The organism is Burkholderia sp. AU31652 (genome assembly GCF_002223155.1).
Classification (GTDB): domain Bacteria; phylum Pseudomonadota; class Gammaproteobacteria; order Burkholderiales; family Burkholderiaceae; genus Burkholderia.
In genome coordinates this window covers 2,464,582-2,482,929 of sequence record NZ_NKFG01000005.1, presented here as the reverse complement: position 1 = coordinate 2,482,929, position 18,348 = coordinate 2,464,582, and the positions used below count along the sequence as shown (strand labels likewise).

Here is an 18,348-nt window from a genome sequence, read left to right as displayed (position 1 = left end):
CCAGCCATGCACTACGCAATCCATGAAGGCACATTCGAACTGCCGGACGCGGCGCTCGATCGCACCGTCAATATGCTGATTCTTCCCGTCGGCCCGGGCGGGCTGAGCCTCGTCGTATCCCGCGGCCGGCTGCGCGAGCAGGAGTCGATCGATGCGTTCGTCGAGCGCGAATGGGCGCAGGCGTCGCGCACCGCGCAGAATCTGAACGTGCAGTCGAGACGCCCGGTGACGGTCGGGCGAGCGGAATGCCCCGGCGTGCAAACGGAATCGACGCATGAACAGGACGGCCGCACCTTTCACCAGATGCAGACGGCGTTTCGGCTCGATGCCGGCGGGCAGGTGATCGTGATGACGTTGACCAATGCAGCGCCGCTCGACGACGAACAACGTGCGCTCGCCGCGCGCATGCTGGAGAGCTTCCAGCCGCGCCCGGTTGCGCCCACGCTGGTTTCGGATGCCGGCCGCCCATGAGTCAGCCGGCCGCTCGTAAGGACGATCCCTTTACCCACACGACGCTCGCGGGCGACCTGCTCGGCATGGGCGGGTCGCTGCTGGGCGGCCTAGGGATCGGATGGGCGCTGACCACGATAGCGGAAGGCCTCGTGTTCGGTGCATTGGGTGCGCTCGAAATCGGCACCGGCGGGCTGGCGACGCCGATCGTGCTGGCGATCGGTGTCGGCGTGGCCGCCTACATGCAAGGCTCGGGTCTCAACGACAAGATCGATGAGGCCGCGAAGGGGCTTGGCAATGCCATTTCTCCGCCCGAGGAGAAGGGCACGATCCAGAACGGCTCGCCCGATGTGTTCGTCAACGGGAAGCCGGCCGCACGCGCGGCCGACGGCGCGGACATGGATCCGGTTCTGTGCAGCGATCACCCCGGCCCGCAATTCGTCGCGCAAGGGTCGGACGTGGTGTTCATCAACGATCTGCCGGCGGCGCGCGTTGACGACAAGACCACCTGTGACGGCACGATCTCGAAGGGCTCGCCGGATGTTTTCTTCGGCGGCGGCACGAAGACCGTGCGCGACATCAGTGCAGCGCGGCCGTGGGTCGCCGGACTCGGCGCGGCGATCGGTATCGCGCTTGCGCTCTGTGGTCGAGGCAAGGGAAGCTGGGGCGATTTCGTCAAGGGCAAGTTGCCGTGTCTCGCGATGAATTTCGCGGCCGGCCTATTCGGTACATGGCTCGGCAGCAAGATGCAGCCGTCGGCCGGCCATCCGGTCAACGTGATCACCGGCGGCAAGATTCTCGACGGCAGCGACGATACGGACTTCGTGTTGCCGGGCCCGCTGCCGATCGTCTGGCGGCGTTTTTACAGCAGCCACGACGATCGCGCCGATGGCCTGTTCGGGGCCGGCTGGAGCGTGCCGATCAGTGTCGAGTTGAGGTTGGCGCGAGAGAACGGCGTCGTCACGTCGATCACGTACTGGGACGAACAGGGGCGCGATATCGAGTTCCCGGCGGTGCCGCCGGGGGAGAGTCATTTCAGCGTGCCGGAAGGCATTTACCTGATTTGTACGGCTGGCGGTCACTATGTGGTCGAAACGGTCGATGGTGTGTATCGCGATTTCGGCCGCGCGGGCAGCGATGCCGACAGCGAGACGCTCAAGCTACGGCGGCTGGAGGATCGCAACGGCAACTGGATCGAGGTCGAGCAGGAAGCGGCAGATGAGGTCGTGCGGCCGGTGCGGTTGCATGACAGCGCGGGTCGCGTGCTGACGCTGGGTTACGAGAAACCGCATCTTCGACGCATTGCCACGATCGAACTGACGCGCGGTGTCGACGGTGAACAACCCGACACGCTGGTGCGTTATGCGTACAACGACGCCGGCCAACTCGTGACCGTGACCGATCGCAGCGGCCACACCGGGCGACGGTTCGCCTACGAGCATGGGTTGATGGTCCAGCACACGCTGCCCGGCGGCTTGAACTGCTTTTATGCGTGGCAGGGTGTCGGCCGCGACGCGCGTGTCGTGCGCCATTGGACCGACGACGGCGAGGCGTACACGTTCGACGCAGACCTCGCGCAGCGTTCGGTGACGATCACCGACCAGATCGGACGCGTGACGCAATGGACGTGGAACGAGGATCAGCAGCCGACGCGCTACACGGATGCCGAAGGGCATGTCTGGCAGTTCGAATGGAATACGATGCGGCAGCTGGTGAGCACGACCGACCCGGCGGGCCATGTCACTCGCTTCGAGTACGACGAGCGCGGGCGGCAGACGCAGCGCATCGACGCGCTCGGCCAGGTCGAGCGGACAGAATGGAACGGACACTACGATTTGCCTGTTGCGGAAATCGATCCGACCAACGCCCGATGGATCTATCGTTACGACGCGCGCGGCAACCTGACGATGGCACGCGATCCGGCGGGTTTCGCGACCGAGTATTACCGGGACGAGCGCGGGCTCGTGCATACGATTCGCGATGCGCGCGGCGGGTACAAGTTCCTCGAATGGAATGGCCGGGCGCAGTTGACCTCGTATACCGATTGTTCCGGCAAGGTCACACGGTTTGCGTATGACGCACGCGGTGCGCTCGCGCGGGTGACCGATGCGGCCGGGCAGGCCACCGTTTACGAAACGGATGCGATGGGGCGGGTTACGGGGATCGGGACGGCTGATGGCGCACGTCAGATGTTCCGTTACGACGCGGCCGGAAGGCTGGTTGAGGTCATCGATCCGAACCAGCGCAGCACGCGCTATGAACTCAATCCGCGCGGATTGCTCTTGTCTCGCACGGATGCGGCGGGCCGGGTCGTGCAGTTCGGCTATGACGACGCGTTCCGGTTGGCGAGCCTGACCAACGAGAACCGTGAGACGTATCGCTTTCAGTACGACTGTCGCGATCTCGTTTCCGCGCAGATCGGTCTCGATGGCCACAAGCGTACGTACGAGTACGACGTGTGCGGTCAAGGAACGATCGTACGCGATGGGCAGCTCGAGACGCGATACGAGCGCGATGCGATCGGGCAGCTGACGGCGAAACAAGCCGCGCACGAGCGTTGCGAATACCTATATGACGAGGCCGGCCGGATCACGTCGGCCGAGTTGTACACGCTTGCCGCTCGTGGACCATCGCTGAAGAATCGGGTCAGCCTGAAGTACGACAAGCGTGGAGATGTCGTCGAGGAATACACGCCGACTGGCTGGCTCGCGCACACGTACGACGAGCTTGGCAATCGTGTCAGCACGACGATTTCCGGCGAGCGCACGATCGACTGGCTGCATTATGGGTCCGGACACGTGCACCAGATTCGTTTCGACGGTGCCGCGGTTGCGGACATCGAACGGGACGATCTGCATCGTGAGGTGCTGCGGACGCAGGGCAAGCTGACGAGTCACTTCGGATATGACGCGGTGGGGCGCCGCGCGCGGCAAAGTGCGCAGCGCGGCGCGGCGGGCAGTGAGTTGCTTGCGAAGCAGTGGCAATACGATGCCGCTGGCGACGTGATCCAGAAGCGCGATCAGCGTTACGGCACGACGAGCTATCGGTATGACCCGACAGGGCGTATCGAACAGGCGGCAGGGCCGGGGTTGCCGTCGGAAGTATTTCGCTGGGATGCGGCGGCCAACCTGGTGTCGAGCGATCATCCGGGCGGGTATGTCGAGCACAACCGGCTCAAGATGTTCGAGGACAAGCGGTTCGAGTACGACACGTATGGGCGGCTCGTTCGCAAGCGCAGTGGGCATGGCCCGGCTAAAGAGCTCACGCTTGAATACGACGATTGGAACCAGCTCAAGACAGTCGTGACGAAGGACCGGCTCGGGATCGCGACGACGCATTTCGAGTACGACGCGTTTGGCCGGCGGATCCGGAAGCTCAATGGCAGTTATGCGAGTACGGATTTCCTGTGGGACGGCATGCGGTTGGTGCAGGAGACGTATCACGACCGTCAGGGCGAGGAAGCGCTGACGTACTTGTACGAGTCCAATAGTTATGTGCCGCTTGCCCGGATCGATCAGGGGAAGGCGGCGGCTAATGATGCAGATGCGCGGGATGCGGTTTATTACTTCCACAACGATGTATCGGGGTTGCCGGAGGAACTGACCGACGCGGGTGGCGAGCTGGTTTGGCAGGCGCGCTATAAGGTGTGGGGCAATGCGGTGCAGGAGGAGTGGATTGCGCGGATGCCGCAGCGGCCGACAGCGGTGTGGGGCCAGACGCAAGAAGCTGCGCTGCCGTCGGCCCAAGTACCAAGACCACAGAACCTGCGCTTCCAAGGGCAGTATCTGGACCGCGAGACCGGACTGCACTACAACACGTTCCGGTTCTATGATTCGGATATTGGTCGATTTATTACACAAGACCCTATTGGTCTGAATGGTGGCGTAAACCTATATCAGTACGCACCTAACTCACTGACATGGATTGATCCTCTTGGGTTAATGGTTTTGTATCGGTCCATGAGTCTTGATGAGTATAGTGGGCTTATGGAATCCGGTAAATGGACTATTAATGGCAATATGGAAGGGAAGTGGTTTGCTGAGTCTTACCAGGATGCGGTCAGGTGGGGTAATACGATGGGACATGGCGAGGGGGCTTTTAGTGTGGTGCAAGTAGACGTGCCTGATGATATAGCAGGAAAAATGCACAAGGATCCACACCTCGATGGAATTGGGCCTGCACGATATGCTGAGATAGAAGATCTCAATAATCCGAGATCAAGGGTTACTTGGAGTAAAGAGGTTAATTATTCTGGCTGTAGGTAAGGGTTGGAGGTGTCAAGTGCATTCCGTTAGAGTGGTTTGGGTTTCTGAGGCGAAGGGGGGGAGGAAAAAGCCTCCCGCGGCAGGAAAATATTATTCTGTGTCTCGATTTTCTGAGGATGTTAATTGGCAAAATAATGCGTGGAGTGTTGTTTTTGATTTGGGTGATCCTTTTGAGTCAAATGAAGGAATGGTGAGTCTTGGTGAGGTTGATTTTCTCGTGGATAATGCCCCGAAGGAGCGAATGATAAATCATAAAACATTTGATATTTATGAGGGTCCCAAGAAGGTCGCGGAGGTAACTATACTTGATTAATGTAAATTAAGAAGAATGCATCGTGCGGGCACAGCGGAAAATGGCGCTGTGCTGGGGGGCATATGTCACCACGTCCACAGTGCCCGTGCGTCGTGGCCATAGATCCGGTGGCTGGTTCGCAAGCTCAGTGGGCATGGCCCGGCTAAAGAGCTCACGCTTGAATACGACGATTGGAACCGGCTCAAGACAGTCGTGACGAAGGACCGGCTCGGGATCGCGACGACGCATTTCGAGTACGACGCGTTTGGCCGGCGGATCCGGAAGCTCAATGGCAGTTATGCGAGTACGGATTTCCTGTGGGACGGCATGCGGTTGGTGCAGGAGACGTATCACGACCGTCAGGGCGAGGAAGCGCTGACGTACTTGTACGAGTCCAATAGTTATGTGCCGCTTGCCCGGATCGATCAAGGGAAGGCGGCGGCCAATGATGCGGATGTGCGGGATGCGGTTTATTACTTCCACAACGATGTTTCGGGATTGCCGGAGGAACTGACCGACGCGGGTGGCGAGCTGGTTTGGCAGGCTCGCTACAAGGTTTGGGGTAACGCGGTAACGGAGGAATGGGTCGCGCGGATGCCGCAGCGATCGATGCCGACTTGGAGGGGTGTACAGGGGACGTCGTCGGTAGCGGTTTCCGTGCCGCGGCCGCAGAATCTGCGTTTCCAAGGACAATATCTGGATCGAGAGACGGGGCTGCACTACAACCTTTTTCGATACTACGATCCTGATACTGGACGCTATATCAGCCCGGATCCGATCAAGTTGGTCGGTGGAACTAACCTATATCAATACGCTAATAGTAATCCGATAAACTGGGTTGATCCGCTTGGGTTGTTCGGATGTGATCCCAAGGCACGTAAGCACATTCTTTATGGTGATAGCCCTACCAGCGGTGGGCATATGTGGCCCGGTAATCCGGGGAAAACCGTATTTCCGGAATCTTGGAATGCGACAAAGATAATTTCGGAGGTCGATGGTATTGTTAATTCCCCGAGCACTAAATGGTATGCCCAGACAGGAACTGGGGGGCTCTAACTAAGGCAGGGGAGCGGGCCACATGGGTGTCTTGGGAAGTTCGAGATGGCGTGCAAATTCGCACAGTTTATCAGCCGGCTATCGGTAGGATAGTGACGGCGTTCCCTGATAGTGGACCTATTCCGATTTTGCCGGAGGCGAAGTAAATGAAGGATTTGGAGAGATTGAGGGTGCTTGGAGGAAGATTTAAGAATCGTCTTCCGGATCAGGTTATAAGTTTTTCTTTGGGGTACATCGATTTTAATGAGGCTCCTTTGGCGCTTGATGCTTTGTGCAATTATATTTGTGAGCATGATGTTGAGGTGTCGAGAGAAGAGTATGGTGAGATAGTTTCTCTGAATGAGATTTTTGGTTCTCCTCTTGGAAAGAAAATAATCTCATATTTGAAAAATCTATGTTCAGGCATTCAAAGAAGCGAATATTTCAAAGGCTGATGCCACCGGATATACGTGGCACCATCTGAACGACTTCAATCCTGAGACGGGGCGCACGACGATGCAACTGGTTGAAACGCAAGCACATATCGACACTTTCCCGCATGCGGGTTCGGCGGATCAATTTGCAAAGCATTTTGGCGTTGCATACGATTCCGCCGAGGCCGTACGGGTCGCCCAAGAGCAGGGATGGTTGAAGGGGCGTAGTCCCAAACGAGGATGCTAACGGAGGAAGTATGAAGCAAAATGAGTTCTCGAAGTGTGGACCCGCAATTGACCGATCGGGCATAGAGAAGCTCGAGAGCGATTTAGGCGTCCAGCTACCGGAAGCGATGAAGGGGCACTACCTGAAGTTCAATGGTGGCATGCCAGTTCTCGACTGGTTTCCAATGGAGGATGATTGGGAGCCGATATGGATCCATGAATTCCTTCCTATCGGAACGCAGGACGCTAGCAAGCCTAACGTTCAAAGCATTTATGCGCGAGTCGCGGGTCAGGGAGGATACCCTCGAACCTTTGTTCCATTTGCCACTGATCCTGGCGGTAATCTTTTCTGTATCGACACTGATAGCGGTGCCGTACATTATTGGTTGACCGACACCTACGACGAAATGTTGACGGACTTGGAGAATCGCCAGAAAGCTGATCGGCGTCTGACTGATTCATTTGACCAATTCATCAGCTCGCTCGTTTCTGAAGACGAGGCATTCGGCTAGCGTTCGGTCCTGCGAAGCGATGGCAATCCACGGCTGGGCGAACATTTGTAAGAAAGTTGAAACTGATCAAGCTCGCCAAGTCGCTGACCGGCCGCACCTTTCACCAGATGCCATTAGGAAGTGAGTATGTTCGATATCGAGTCACATAAAAAATATCTCGAATCAGTTCTTGCTGCTGGAAAGCTCGATAACCTTGCTCGTTTTGGTGTTTGGTGCTGTATTGGACTTACGCACGATGATTCAATATTCGAATTCCTTGCTACGCATGCAGGAAGTGCAGGCGCACAGATCAGACAGAGAGTCGGCGACTACCTGGATCAAGTGTGGAACGGAAACGAAAACTCCAATCCGCTAAGTGATCTGGAGCAGGTGGACTGGGATCCTGATGCAGTCGAAATGGAAGACGACGCTGCGGCCCAGGGGGCGACTGATTTGCTGGCGGGGCTATCCTTTTTGGCTCAATGGTGTACTGGGCACAATGTTGAACGATTGGTTGCATGCGCCGAGGTTCTGATAAATCGGATTGACTACTTGGAAAGTTTCGAGTTGATTGGTGGGCATGCGATGAATCCGGTTGAAAATGAAATGAACGCACAGAAGAACTTTGCCAGGGATCTTGTAGCAGGAATCTTGTCCGATCAGGACAAGAGGAAATATCACGAGTGGCTATTCAATCTCGGAACACCTTGAACAACAAACCTGTGCAGCGAGCGTTGTAAATAGCGGCGGTGTGCTGCGGGAGTATCGCCGGGACTCTATGCAAGTCCTGCAGAGGATGTGATGCACCCGCTGCCATAGGCACCGGCACCGCGGGGGCAATGTGAGGACAAGGAGACGGGTCACATCTTGGAACCTCCTTGGTTGAAGAGAAGAGGTCACGTGATGTTTTGAAGCGCGTAAATAAAGCGGATCGGTTGCTTATGAGGAAAGAATATTTCTGTTCCAGAACAGAGTTTCCATGTGGCCTCGGAGAGATTTTCACGGAATTTGTTGATGGTGTCGCGACGCGCCAGATTAGTCGACCTGACAATGGATCTGTCTACGCGTCGTCATCCCGGCACGATTGGAATCCTGATATTGGTTTTTTGCTATTTGACGGGATGAAGGACGAGCTTGAAATCTCACCACATGACGAAATCAACGAGGAGGATTTCGAGCGCGCCTGGAATGCTGCCGTGGGAAACGTTTCTTAACGACATAGGAAATGTGGGATACCCGTGAAAATCACCCTCCCTCAGGTCGCGCAAGTCTTATTCGTGTCCGAAGATCGGTGGAATGTGGCTAATCGATGATGCATGTTTTGTGTCGGGCGCGATGTGCGGATCCTGATTGGATGGGCAGGCTGATCATCACGCAACTGTAAGGGCCAACGTCGCACGATACGGTCGCGCTGTGCGAAGTCGCGCACCGTGCCGAGTAGGGCAGCCACAGCCGGCCTCCCCCAAACACCTCACCAACCGATATTGCAAGACGACCGCGACGTCCCCGCACCGCCCGTAGCCGTGCACTTCGTCCCCGCGCCGTTGTCATAAAACGTCCGCGTTTCCGGCTGCGGCACCGAAGGATCGAACGGATTCGGCGCGCCATGCGGACCGCGCGGCGCATCGTACGGCCGCTGCGGCGCATACGAACCGCCACTACCAGCAGGCCGCGATCCGTTAGCGCGCAGGTATTCATTCCAGTTCTCCGCGCGCTGTTCATATCCAGGCACCGCGCGACCGAAACTATCCTTCCCACCCGCACCAATCGCCACGCGGTTCGAGGTCAATACCAAATCGGGCTCGTGCTCAACCGACGGCGTCGGCACCACAAGCGCATCGCTCGTCACCCGCAACGGCCGCGTATCAGGCGTATCGAACGGACCGCGCTCCGCCGGTGCTGCGTACTCCAGGCGACTGTGGCCCATCCGCGCCGCATGCCCGTCATCTCGAGCCGCAGCCCGACGCTCCGACCGAAACACATTGGCACCCACCGACCGATCGGTCAGCGAATCGCGCCCGGAAGCATCGACGGCAGAAACAGAAAGCGCACACGCGATCGCGGTGGCGGAAGAGAGGCAGAAAGGGTGATTCATCAGCGTTCCGAAGCAGGTGATATGCGATGAGAAAAAAACGGCAGATCACTGGCTGGCGGCTGGGCGACGGACGGGCGTCGAAGCGGCCCTGAAGCGACTGCGAGGCGCTGCGTACGCGACTCACAGGAAGGCTGGCTGGATTGCAGAAGCGAATTCGTATTATTTCATAAAAATAACAACTAGCTTCCAAGTGTTTAGTTTTGTTTGTAAACAGTAGGATTGACCGCTTCGACCGACCGCCCCGAGTTGGTGCCCACCAAAGCAATCATCAGTTGATTGATTTTCGGCGATCAGACCCTTAGCAGCCCGAAAACGCGCCGCACGAAATCCAAGATCGCCGAAAGCCAAGCGCAGCAAGGAAACCACCCGATCCGACCCACCCCATAGCAACCCAATTGCACCCCAAGCAAACGTTCTCGCCCCTCAAGCGGTTGCGCCCCCATCGCCACCGCCACCTGCAAAACCCTCCGTGTTTTCCCTCGGTCGACCGGCATTTTTGACAGACGATTTAAAAACGCCCATATAATTTCGACTGCCTTGCCAATGGCTGTCGGACCATCCCTCCGAACAAGCGATTTGGCAAGCGGGGCAGGCGAAACGCTTGCGCAATGCAAGACGCATCACGATGTCTTTCCGAACCAGACGTCCCCTTCGGGGACTGCAAGAGCCGGGCCCCGCTACGCAACATTCCGCTGGAGTTCCGTCTTCTATGTGTCTCGGGCGTGTCCCATGTCCTCGCCCCGGGTGCTGTTCGATTGCGCAAGTCATGCCGCCTTTGCCCGTATGACTAAACAACATCGAGGAGCTCCCAGATGACGCTGTCCCGTCTTACGTCCATTTCCGCCGCCGTGCTGTTCGCCGCCGGCGCCGCCGCCGCGCAAGCGGAAACCGTGAAGATCGCCATCGCAGGTCCGATGAGCGGTTCGGTCGCCCAATACGGCGACATGGTGAAGGCCGGCGCGCTGACCGCGATCGAGCAGGTCAACGCTGCAGGCGGTGCGGGCGGCAACAAGCTTGAAGTCGTGATGATGGACGACGCATGCGAGCCGAAGCAGGCCGTCGCCGTCGCCAACAAGATCGTCAGCCAGAAGATCAAGTACGTGATCGGCCACGTGTGCTCGGGTTCGACGATTCCGGCCTCGGACATCTACGAGAACGAAGGCATCGTGATGGTCACGCCGTCGGCCACCGCGCCGCAGCTGACGGAAGGCAAGAAGCGCCACTTCATCTTCCGCACGATCGGCCGTGACGACCAGCAAGGGCCGGCCGCCGCGCACTACATCATCAACAACGTGAAGCCGAAGAAGGTCGCGGTCCTGCACGACAAGCAGTCGTACGGCCAGGGCATCGCATCGTCGGTGAAGAAGGACCTCGAAGCCGCGAAGATTCCGGTCGTGCTGTTCGAAGGCATCAACGCCGGCGATTCGGACTACTCGGCGATCATCACGAAGCTGAAGTCGCAAGGCGTCGACTTCGTCTACTTCGGCGGCTACCACCCGGAAATGGGCCTGCTGATGCGCCAGGCGCGCGAGCAGGGCGTGAAGGCCACCTTCATGGGGCCTGAAGGCGTGGGCAACAAGGACGTGACGGCGATCGCCGGCCCGGCCTCGGAAGGCATGCTCGTCACGCTGCCGGCCGACTTCTCGGCCGATCCGGCCAACGCGGCGCTCGTGAAGGCGTTCGCGGACAAGAAGCGCGACCCGAACGGCCCGTTCCAGATGCCGTCGTACGCCGCGGTGAAGATCATCGCCGACTCGATCGCCGGAGCGAAGACGACCGATCCGACCAAGGTCGCCGCGTACATGCACAAGACGACGTTCGACACGCCGATCGGCAAGGTCGCGTATGACGCACAGGGCGACCTGAAGGCGTTCAAGTTCGTCGTGTACACGTGGCACAAGGACGCGACGAAGACCGCCGCCAAGTAAGACGGAGTACCCGCCCGCGCACGCCGCCCTGTCCGAGACCCGGACGGGGCGGGTGCGTATTGGCCGCGCATCTGCCCATTGCGCGGCCATGGGGCGGCCCGAGACGACACCGTGCGTTGCGCGCGGCCACGCCGTGATCCGGCGACGGCAGGCGACACGACGCCAACGGGAGCTTCCCGCACATGACTGACTTCTTTCCTCAATTCGCCCAGCAGCTGGTCAATGGCCTGACGCTGGGTGCGATCTATGCGCTGATCGCCATCGGCTATTCGATGGTCTACGGCATCATCGGCATGATCAACTTCGCCCACGGCGAGATCTACATGATCGGCGCGTACGTGGGCCTCGTGACCCTGACTGCCATCGGCATTTCCGCCGGCTATCCGCTGCCGCTCGTGCTCGGCGCCGCGCTGATCGTGTCGGTGATCGTCACCGGCCTGTACGGTTTCGCGGTCGAGCGCGTCGCGTATCGGCCGCTGCGCGGCGGCCCGCGCCTCGTGCCGCTGATCTCCGCGATCGGCATGTCGATCTTCCTGCAGAACTACGTGCAGATCGGCCAGGGCGCGCGCGACGTGTCCGTGCCCGTGCTGATCTCCGGCGCATTCGACATTCACCTCGGTGGCGACTTCGACGTGACCATCCCGTATTCGCGCCTGATGATCGTCTGCGTGACGCTCGTGCTGATGATCGCGCTCACGCTGTTCATCTCGCATTCGCGGATGGGCCGGGCGTGCCGCGCGTGCGCCGAGGACATGAAGATGGCGAACCTGCTCGGCATCGACACGAACCGCGTGATCTCGTTCACGTTCGTGCTCGGCGCGATGCTGGCGGCCGTCGGCGGCGTGCTGATCGGGCTGACGATCGGCAAGCTGAACCCGTATATCGGCTTCGTCGCGGGCATCAAGGCGTTCACCGCCGCGGTGCTCGGCGGGATCGGCAGCATCCCGGGCGCGATGCTCGGCGGCGTGCTGCTCGGCCTCGCTGAAACCTTCGCCGCAGGCTACATGCCGGCCGAGTACAAGGACGTCGTCGCGTTCGGCCTGCTCGTGCTGATCCTGCTCTTCCGCCCGACCGGCCTGCTCGGCAAGTCGGACATCGAAAAGGTTTGAGGGAGACGCAGATGAGTCAAGTCATTTCCGTTCGCCGCCCGGCCGCCGACGCTTCGATCGGCCAGGCGCTGAAAAATGCCGTGGCCGCCGCGTTCCTGACGGCGATCCTCACGATTCCGGTGCTCGGGCTGCAACTGAAGCTCGAAGGCTATCAGGTGGTGCTCACGCCGCACTGGCGGCCGGTGTGGATCGCGGTCGCGGGCGTGTTCCTGTTCCAGCTGTTCAAGCCGTGGCTCGTGCGCGCGAAATCGTCGGTGAAGCTGCCGGCGCTGCCCGCGATGGGCGCGCAGCAGCAGCGCGTGATCGTCTGGGTGCTGCTCGCGGTCGGGCTCGTGTGGCCGTTCTTCGGCTCGCGCGGCGCGGTGGACGTCGCGACGCTCGCGCTGATCTACGTGATCCTCGGCCTCGGGCTGAACATCGTGGTCGGTTTCGCGGGGCTGCTGGATCTCGGCTATGTCGGGTTCTACGCGGTCGGCGGCTATACGTACGCGATGCTGAACCAGTACTTCGGGCTGTCGTTCTGGGAATGCCTGCCGCTCGCAGCGATCGCGGCCGCGACGTTCGGCTTCCTGCTCGGCTTCCCGGTGCTGAGGCTGCGCGGCGACTATCTCGCGATCGTCACGCTCGGCTTCGGCGAAATCATCCGCCTGCTCGCGAACAACCTGACGAGCCTGACGGGTGGCCCGGACGGCATCTCGGGCATCCCGAAGCCGACCGTGTTCGGCTACGAGATGGCGCGCAGCGCGAGCGTCGAAGGCGCGAAGACCTTCCATGAACTGATCGGGCTGGAATACAGCGGCGACCATGTGGTGATCTTCCTGTACCTGCTCGCGCTCGTGCTGGTCGGCTTCACGCTGTTCGTGACGAGCCGCCTGATCCGCATGCCGATGGGCCGTGCGTGGGAAGCGCTGCGCGACGACGAGATCGCATGCCGTTCGCTGGGCCTGAACCCGACGCGCATCAAGCTGTCGGCGTTCACGCTCGGCGCGGCGTTCGCCGGTATCGGCGGCGCGTTCTTCGCGGCGCGCCAGGGCCTCGTGAATCCTGAATCGTTCACCTTCATCGAATCGGCGCTGATCCTCGCGATCGTCGTGCTCGGCGGGATGGGCTCGCAGCTCGGCGTGATTCTCGCGGCGATCCTGCTGACCGTGCTGCCGGAAGTCGCGCGCGGCTTCGCCGAGTACCGGATGCTGATCTTCGGTCTCGTGATGGTGTTGATGATGATGTGGCGTCCGCAGGGCCTGCTGCCCGCGAGCCGTCCCCACGTGGAGCTGCCGCAATGAGCGCGAATACGGAACTGTTGAAGGTCGCCGGGCTGCAGATGCGCTTCGGCGGGTTGCTCGCGGTGGACGGGATCGATTTCGACGTGCGTCGCGATGAGGTGTTCGCGATCATCGGGCCGAACGGCGCGGGCAAGACCACGGTGTTCAACTGCGTCGGCGGCTTCTACAAGCCGACCGGCGGCGACGTCGTGCTCGACGGCCACGCGATTGGCGGGCTGCCGAGCCACAAGATCGCGTTGAAGGGCCTCGTGCGGACGTTCCAGAACATCCGCCTGTTCAAGTCGCTGACCGTCGTCGAGAACCTGCTCGTCGCGCAGCATCGCAAGGTGAAGGCGGGGCTGCTGCCCGGCCTGTTCTCGACGCCCGCGTATCGCCGTGCCGAGAAGGAAGCGCTCGAACGCGCGGCCGTGTGGCTCGACCGGATGGGGCTGACGTCGGTCGCGAACCGGCCGGCGGGCACGCTGTCGTACGGGCACCAGCGGCGCCTGGAGATCGCGCGCTGCATGATCACCGAGCCGCGCCTCCTGATGCTCGACGAGCCGGCGGCCGGCCTCAACCCGCAGGAGAAGATCGAGCTGCAGCACCTGATCGACAAGCTGCGCCGCGAGTTCGGCGTATCGGTGCTGCTGATCGAGCACGACATGAGCCTCGTGATGGGCGTGTCCGACCGCATCCTCGTGATGGAGCACGGCCGGCCGATCGTGATCGGCACGCCGGAAGCGGTCCGCAACGACCCGCGCGTGATCAAGGCGTATCTGGGGGAAGAGTGATGCTGAAGCTGGAACAGGTCCATACGCACTACGGCGCGGTCGAGGCGCTCGCGGGCGTGTCGATCGAGGTGAACAAGGGCGAGATCGTTACGCTGATCGGCAGCAACGGCGCCGGCAAGACGACGCTGATGATGACCGTGTGCGGCACGCCGCGCGCGTCGTCGGGCCGCGTGCTGTTCGAGGGCAAGGACATCATCGCGATGTCGACGCACCAGATCATGCGGCAGGGGATGGCGATCTCGCCGGAAGGGCGGCGCGTGTTCCCGAGCCTGACGGTGCTCGAGAACCTGAAGATGGGCGGCTTCTTCGCGAGCCGCCACGAGATCGACGACGGCATCGAGCACGTGTTCAAGCTGTTTCCGCGCCTGAAGGAACGGGCGACGCAGCGGGCCGGCACGATGTCGGGCGGCGAACAGCAGATGCTGGCGATCGGCCGCGCGCTGATGAGCAAGCCGCGCCTGCTGCTGCTCGATGAGCCGACGCTCGGCCTCGCGCCGCTCGTGATCGCGCAGATCTTCGACATCATCCGCACGATCCGCGACGAAGGCGTCACGGTGTTCCTCGTCGAGCAGAACGCGAACAAGGCGCTGGGTGTGGCCGATCGCGGCTACGTGCTCGAAACGGGGCGCGTCGTGCTCGCCGATACGGGCGCGAACCTGCTCGCGAACGATCGCATCAAGCAGGCGTATCTCGGCGGTTGATGCCGAACGCCGCCGGCCTGCAACGGGCCGGCGGCGCGTCCTCTTTGCTTTCTCGTGCAAGGCCGGTTCCCGGCCTTGTCTTCATCCGATCCGGAACGTGCTTTTCAGAACGTCGCGCAGATGCAGCGCGGCGCGATTGCTGTCGTCCGTCAGGATGGTGATCAGGTGCGGCGGGAGATCGGGCAGCACGATCCCGGCGACGTGGCTCGTCAGGTTGCCGGACACGCGATCGTGTTCGATGAGGCCGACCGCGAGGCCGTTCGCGATACACGCCTCGACCGCCGGCGAACTGGCGCTCTCGAGCAGCATCCGGTGCGGGATCTTAGCCTTCTTCAGCGCGTTCAGCGCGGTGTCGCGGTACGGGCAGCCCTGCAGTTGCACGGCGATCGGCAGCGGCGCGTCGGGATTGAACTTGAAGGTTCGCGCGGCGACCCACACCGGATGGGTCTTGCTGAGCAGCTCGCCGTGCGGCGTCGCTTTCGGCACCACGGCGATCGTGATGTCCAGCTGGCCGCGCGCGAACAGCGACTGCAGCTCTTCGCTGGAGCGTGCTTCGACGGTCAGTTCGAGCAGCGGCCGGTCGGCGGCGAAGCGCGGCAGGAATTCCGCCATGAAGTGCGCGGCGTACGAATCGGGGATGCCGAGCCGCAGCTTGCCGGTCAGCATCTGCGGCGACAGCGATTCGACGAGCCGGTCGTGGCTCAGCAGAAACTCGGTGGTGTCGCTCAGCAGCTTGTGGCCGTACTGCGTGAGCTCGACGGCCTGGTTGTTCCGCGTGAACAGGCGCTGCGCGACCATCTCCTCGAGCTTCTGGATCTGCGCGGTGACCGACGACGGGCTGCGATTCACATGAGCGGCCGCATCCTTGAAGCGGCCGAGCTTCGCGACGGCGTGGAAGGTTCGCAGCAGGTCGACGTCCAGGGTGCGCGGCATGATTTGGTTTTTCCGAATCAGTGATTCAGGTAATGTCGATTGACGGAATTATTGAGCATCCCATATTCTCGGTCAACAGGCAGGCAACGGCAGGCAACAGCGGGGCATGTGGCACGCCGACGGCACCCGCTCCGTGCGGAACATCGTGCCGTCGGATCGATCCGGCTACGACGGCGGAAACCTTCCGTTCTACGAATCGACTGCGGAAACGCTCGACCGCCACGATCGCGAACGCCGGCATTCCGCGCATCATCGTCAAAGGGCTGACGTTGCAGCGCGCCCTCCGGGACGACGCCGATCTGCAGTATCACCGCCTCGGGCTCGAACCGATTCGCCCCGGGGATCTGGCAGACCCGCGCCTGTCCCCGGCAACTTTCTGAGAGCCGTCGCCCCATGCAGCTATTCCTGCTCCAGCTCGTTTTCGTGTTGTCGTGGAGTTCCGGCTTCATCGGCGCCAAGCTCGGCGCGGAGACGGCCGGCGCGTTCAACCTGCTGTTCTGGCGGTTCCTGCTCGTCACGCTGTGCCTCGCGATCGTTCTCAACCGGCAGCTCGCGCGCCTGACGTGGGAGAAGCTGCGCTATCACGCGGTGATCGGCTTCCTGTCGCAATTTCTTTACCTGGCCTGCGTGTATGTCGCGATTCAGCATGGCCTGCCGCCCGGCATTGCCGCGATCGTCGCCGCGATGCAGCCGCTCATCACGGCCGCGATGACGTCGCTCGAAGGCAGCGAGCGCAGCGGGGCGCGCCAGTGGGCGGGGCTCGTCGTCGGCTTCGTCGGCGTGGGCATCGTGATCGGCGGGCAGTATGCGCTGCCGGCCGGGTCGGTCGGGCTCATGATGTACCTGCTGCCGCTGGTGTCCGCGCTGGGGCTGTCGATCGCGACGATCTATCAGCGGCGCCGCGCGCTGACGGCCGCGCGCAGCAACGAGGATGGGCTGTTTCTGCCGCTGTTCGTGCAGGGCTGCGTGAGCCTCGTGCTGTTCGCGGTGTGCGGGATCGTCACGGGCGACCTGCACGTGCCGACCCAGCCGAACGTGTGGGTGTCCGTCGTGTGGCTGACCGTGTTCTCGACCTTCATCGCGTACCTGTCGTTGTGGGCGCTGCTCAAGCGGATGCCCGCGACGCGCGTGGCGACCCTCGTCTATCTCGAACCGCCCGTGACGCTGATGTGGGCCGCGTGGATGTTCGGTGACCGGATCGAGGTGACGACCTATCTCGGCATCGTGGTCGTCGCGATCGGCGTGTGGCTGGCCGGCAAGCACGTGGAACGGCCCGCGCGGGCGCGGCGGGAGAACATGGGGGCGGCCGGCCGTTGATGCACTGGTTGCGCGCGCGGTTCCGGTGTAGCGTCGCGGTACTGTCATGCTCCGCGAAGGAACCCGATGAAAGTCAAACGGATCGTCGCCAATATCGACACCCGGTCAGTCGACGACGCCAAGCGCTTCTACCAACGGATCTTCGGCCTCGACCTGCTGATGGACCACGGCTGGATCGCGACCTACGGCAATGCCGAGCAGATGGACGTGCAGATCAGCTTCGCATCGCAGGGCGGATCGGGCACGCCGACACCCGATCTGTCGATCGAGGTCGACGACGTCGATGACGCACTCGCACGCGTGCTTGCGGCCGGGATTCCGGTCGAGTACGGCCCGGCTGACGAGCCGTGGGGCGTGCGGCGGTTCTATGTGCGCGATCCGTTCGGCAAGCTCGTCAACGTGCTTGCGCATCGCTGATTCCGAAATACATCGCGGTGAGCTGCGTCGTGCCCGGTCACGCCTGGGCGTGACGGGGGGCGTACCGAGCGACGTCAATGTGTAGCCGAATCGGCTTCGATCGTAGCCGGTTGTGCTACACCCGGGCAATTCGTTCGAATCGAGACAAAATCGGCAACGCGGGCCGCATGTTGTCGCCAGAACGCCAGTGCATCACGCATGCAACGCCAACCCCTTCACCGCCTTGTCGACCGCCTTCTTCGGCCCGCGCAGCGCCAGCCCGACGAAGTCGAGATTCTCCGCATCGCCGGCGCGAAACACGTCGCGGTTGGCCGCATCGTGCCCGGTCGAAAACATCGCATGCACGTAGGGCACGATCGTGAGCTCGCGCGACAGCGCCTGCCGGTGCGCGGCCTGCAGGCCGTTCAGGTCGGCCGCGAACACCAGCATCGGCTGGCCCAGCATGCGGCCGTAGCGGCGTCCCGCCGCATCCTCGTAAGGCTCGCCGAGCGCTTCGGGCGCTTCGGCCGCGACGCCCGTCGCGAGAAACGCGACGACATTGAGTTTCTGCCACGCGGCAAGATCGTCGCGCACGATCAGCGCGACCTTGGTATCGAACATGAG

General features: G+C 61.5%; 19 protein-coding genes. 16 read left to right on the top strand and 3 right to left on the bottom strand.

Annotated elements, in window-relative coordinates; genetic code table 11:
• The first annotated feature begins 6 nt into the window (after positions 1-6).
• The 8 genes from CFB40_RS28680 to CFB40_RS38260 all read left to right on the top strand — a co-directional run bounded on the left by CFB40_RS28680 (position 7) and on the right by CFB40_RS38260 (position 8,406).
• A complete protein-coding gene (locus CFB40_RS28680; protein ID WP_089433089.1) occupies positions 7-471 on the top strand; it encodes a DcrB-related protein in 465 nt (154 codons plus the stop codon).
• Positions 468-4,715, top strand: coding sequence for an RHS repeat-associated core domain-containing protein (locus tag CFB40_RS28675; protein ID WP_256976913.1), 4,248 nt, complete (start codon positions 468-470; stop codon positions 4,713-4,715). Before CFB40_RS28680 ends, CFB40_RS28675 begins: the two co-directional genes overlap by 4 nt.
• 505 nt (positions 4,716-5,220) lie before the next feature.
• Positions 5,221-6,063, top strand: coding sequence for an RHS repeat-associated core domain-containing protein (locus tag CFB40_RS38915; RefSeq protein WP_306427033.1), 843 nt, complete (start codon positions 5,221-5,223; stop codon positions 6,061-6,063).
• 146 nt (positions 6,064-6,209) lie between these two features.
• Complete coding sequence (locus CFB40_RS38270; protein WP_143329901.1) at positions 6,210-6,497, top strand: MafI family immunity protein; 288 nt, start codon at positions 6,210-6,212, stop codon at positions 6,495-6,497.
• A complete protein-coding gene (locus CFB40_RS39510) occupies positions 6,454-6,723 on the top strand; it encodes an HNH endonuclease (protein ID WP_089426901.1) in 270 nt (89 codons plus the stop codon). The genes CFB40_RS38270 and CFB40_RS39510 overlap by 44 nt, the downstream gene beginning before the upstream one ends.
• Positions 6,724-6,733: 10 nt before the next feature.
• Positions 6,734-7,213, top strand: a complete 480-nt coding sequence (locus CFB40_RS28655) for an SMI1/KNR4 family protein (protein ID WP_089433087.1) — start codon at positions 6,734-6,736, stop codon at positions 7,211-7,213.
• 126 nt (positions 7,214-7,339) lie between these two features.
• Positions 7,340-7,903, top strand: coding sequence for a hypothetical protein (locus CFB40_RS38265; RefSeq protein WP_124578458.1), 564 nt, complete (start codon positions 7,340-7,342; stop codon positions 7,901-7,903).
• A 167-nt stretch (positions 7,904-8,070) separates the two neighbouring features.
• On the top strand, positions 8,071-8,406 hold the full coding sequence (locus tag CFB40_RS38260) for a hypothetical protein (RefSeq protein WP_124578456.1): 336 nt from the start codon (positions 8,071-8,073) through the stop codon (positions 8,404-8,406).
• A 257-nt stretch (positions 8,407-8,663) separates the two neighbouring features.
• Here the strand turns inward: CFB40_RS38260 and CFB40_RS28650 are convergent, their stop codons facing one another.
• Complete coding sequence (locus CFB40_RS28650) at positions 8,664-9,287, bottom strand: hypothetical protein (RefSeq protein WP_089433086.1); 624 nt, start codon at positions 9,285-9,287, stop codon at positions 8,664-8,666.
• 812 nt (positions 9,288-10,099) lie between these two features.
• On the opposite strand from CFB40_RS28650, the gene CFB40_RS28645 reads away from it, so the two are divergent.
• From CFB40_RS28645 to CFB40_RS28625, 5 genes are all read left to right on the top strand, one after another.
• Positions 10,100-11,215, top strand: a complete 1,116-nt coding sequence (locus tag CFB40_RS28645) for a branched-chain amino acid ABC transporter substrate-binding protein (protein ID WP_089426904.1) — start codon at positions 10,100-10,102, stop codon at positions 11,213-11,215.
• A 182-nt stretch (positions 11,216-11,397) separates the two neighbouring features.
• Complete coding sequence (livH, locus tag CFB40_RS28640) at positions 11,398-12,324, top strand: high-affinity branched-chain amino acid ABC transporter permease LivH (RefSeq protein ID WP_041493199.1); 927 nt, start codon at positions 11,398-11,400, stop codon at positions 12,322-12,324.
• A gap of 11 nt (positions 12,325-12,335) precedes the next feature.
• Positions 12,336-13,607, top strand: a complete 1,272-nt coding sequence (locus CFB40_RS28635; RefSeq protein WP_089433085.1) for a high-affinity branched-chain amino acid ABC transporter permease LivM — start codon at positions 12,336-12,338, stop codon at positions 13,605-13,607.
• Positions 13,604-14,377 carry a high-affinity branched-chain amino acid ABC transporter ATP-binding protein LivG gene (gene livG, locus CFB40_RS28630; RefSeq protein ID WP_069252315.1) on the top strand — a complete coding sequence of 258 codons (774 nt, stop codon included), beginning with the start codon at positions 13,604-13,606 and terminating at the stop codon, positions 14,375-14,377. The genes CFB40_RS28635 and livG overlap by 4 nt, the downstream gene beginning before the upstream one ends.
• Positions 14,377-15,078, top strand: coding sequence for an ABC transporter ATP-binding protein (locus tag CFB40_RS28625; protein ID WP_089433084.1), 702 nt, complete (start codon positions 14,377-14,379; stop codon positions 15,076-15,078). Before livG ends, CFB40_RS28625 begins: the two co-directional genes overlap by 1 nt.
• A gap of 81 nt (positions 15,079-15,159) precedes the next feature.
• Here CFB40_RS28625 and CFB40_RS28620 read toward each other — a convergent pair whose 3' ends face one another.
• Positions 15,160-16,011 carry a LysR substrate-binding domain-containing protein gene (locus CFB40_RS28620; RefSeq protein ID WP_089433083.1) on the bottom strand — a complete coding sequence of 284 codons (852 nt, stop codon included), beginning with the start codon at positions 16,009-16,011 and terminating at the stop codon, positions 15,160-15,162.
• A 32-nt stretch (positions 16,012-16,043) separates the two neighbouring features.
• On the opposite strand from CFB40_RS28620, the gene CFB40_RS28615 reads away from it, so the two are divergent.
• The 3 genes from CFB40_RS28615 to CFB40_RS28605 all read left to right on the top strand — a co-directional run bounded on the left by CFB40_RS28615 (position 16,044) and on the right by CFB40_RS28605 (position 17,745).
• Complete coding sequence (locus tag CFB40_RS28615; protein ID WP_373452692.1) at positions 16,044-16,391, top strand: hypothetical protein; 348 nt, start codon at positions 16,044-16,046, stop codon at positions 16,389-16,391.
• 13 nt (positions 16,392-16,404) lie between these two features.
• Complete coding sequence (locus tag CFB40_RS28610; RefSeq protein WP_089433082.1) at positions 16,405-17,328, top strand: DMT family transporter; 924 nt, start codon at positions 16,405-16,407, stop codon at positions 17,326-17,328.
• A gap of 66 nt (positions 17,329-17,394) precedes the next feature.
• Positions 17,395-17,745, top strand: a complete 351-nt coding sequence (locus tag CFB40_RS28605) for a VOC family protein (RefSeq protein WP_089426908.1) — start codon at positions 17,395-17,397, stop codon at positions 17,743-17,745.
• A gap of 192 nt (positions 17,746-17,937) precedes the next feature.
• Here the strand turns inward: CFB40_RS28605 and CFB40_RS28600 are convergent, their stop codons facing one another.
• The gene (locus CFB40_RS28600; protein ID WP_089433081.1) at positions 17,938-18,345 is read right to left on the bottom strand and encodes a DUF2000 family protein; all 408 of its coding nucleotides are present in this window, start codon (positions 18,343-18,345) and stop codon (positions 17,938-17,940) included.
• Positions 18,346-18,348: the final 3 nt, after the last annotated feature.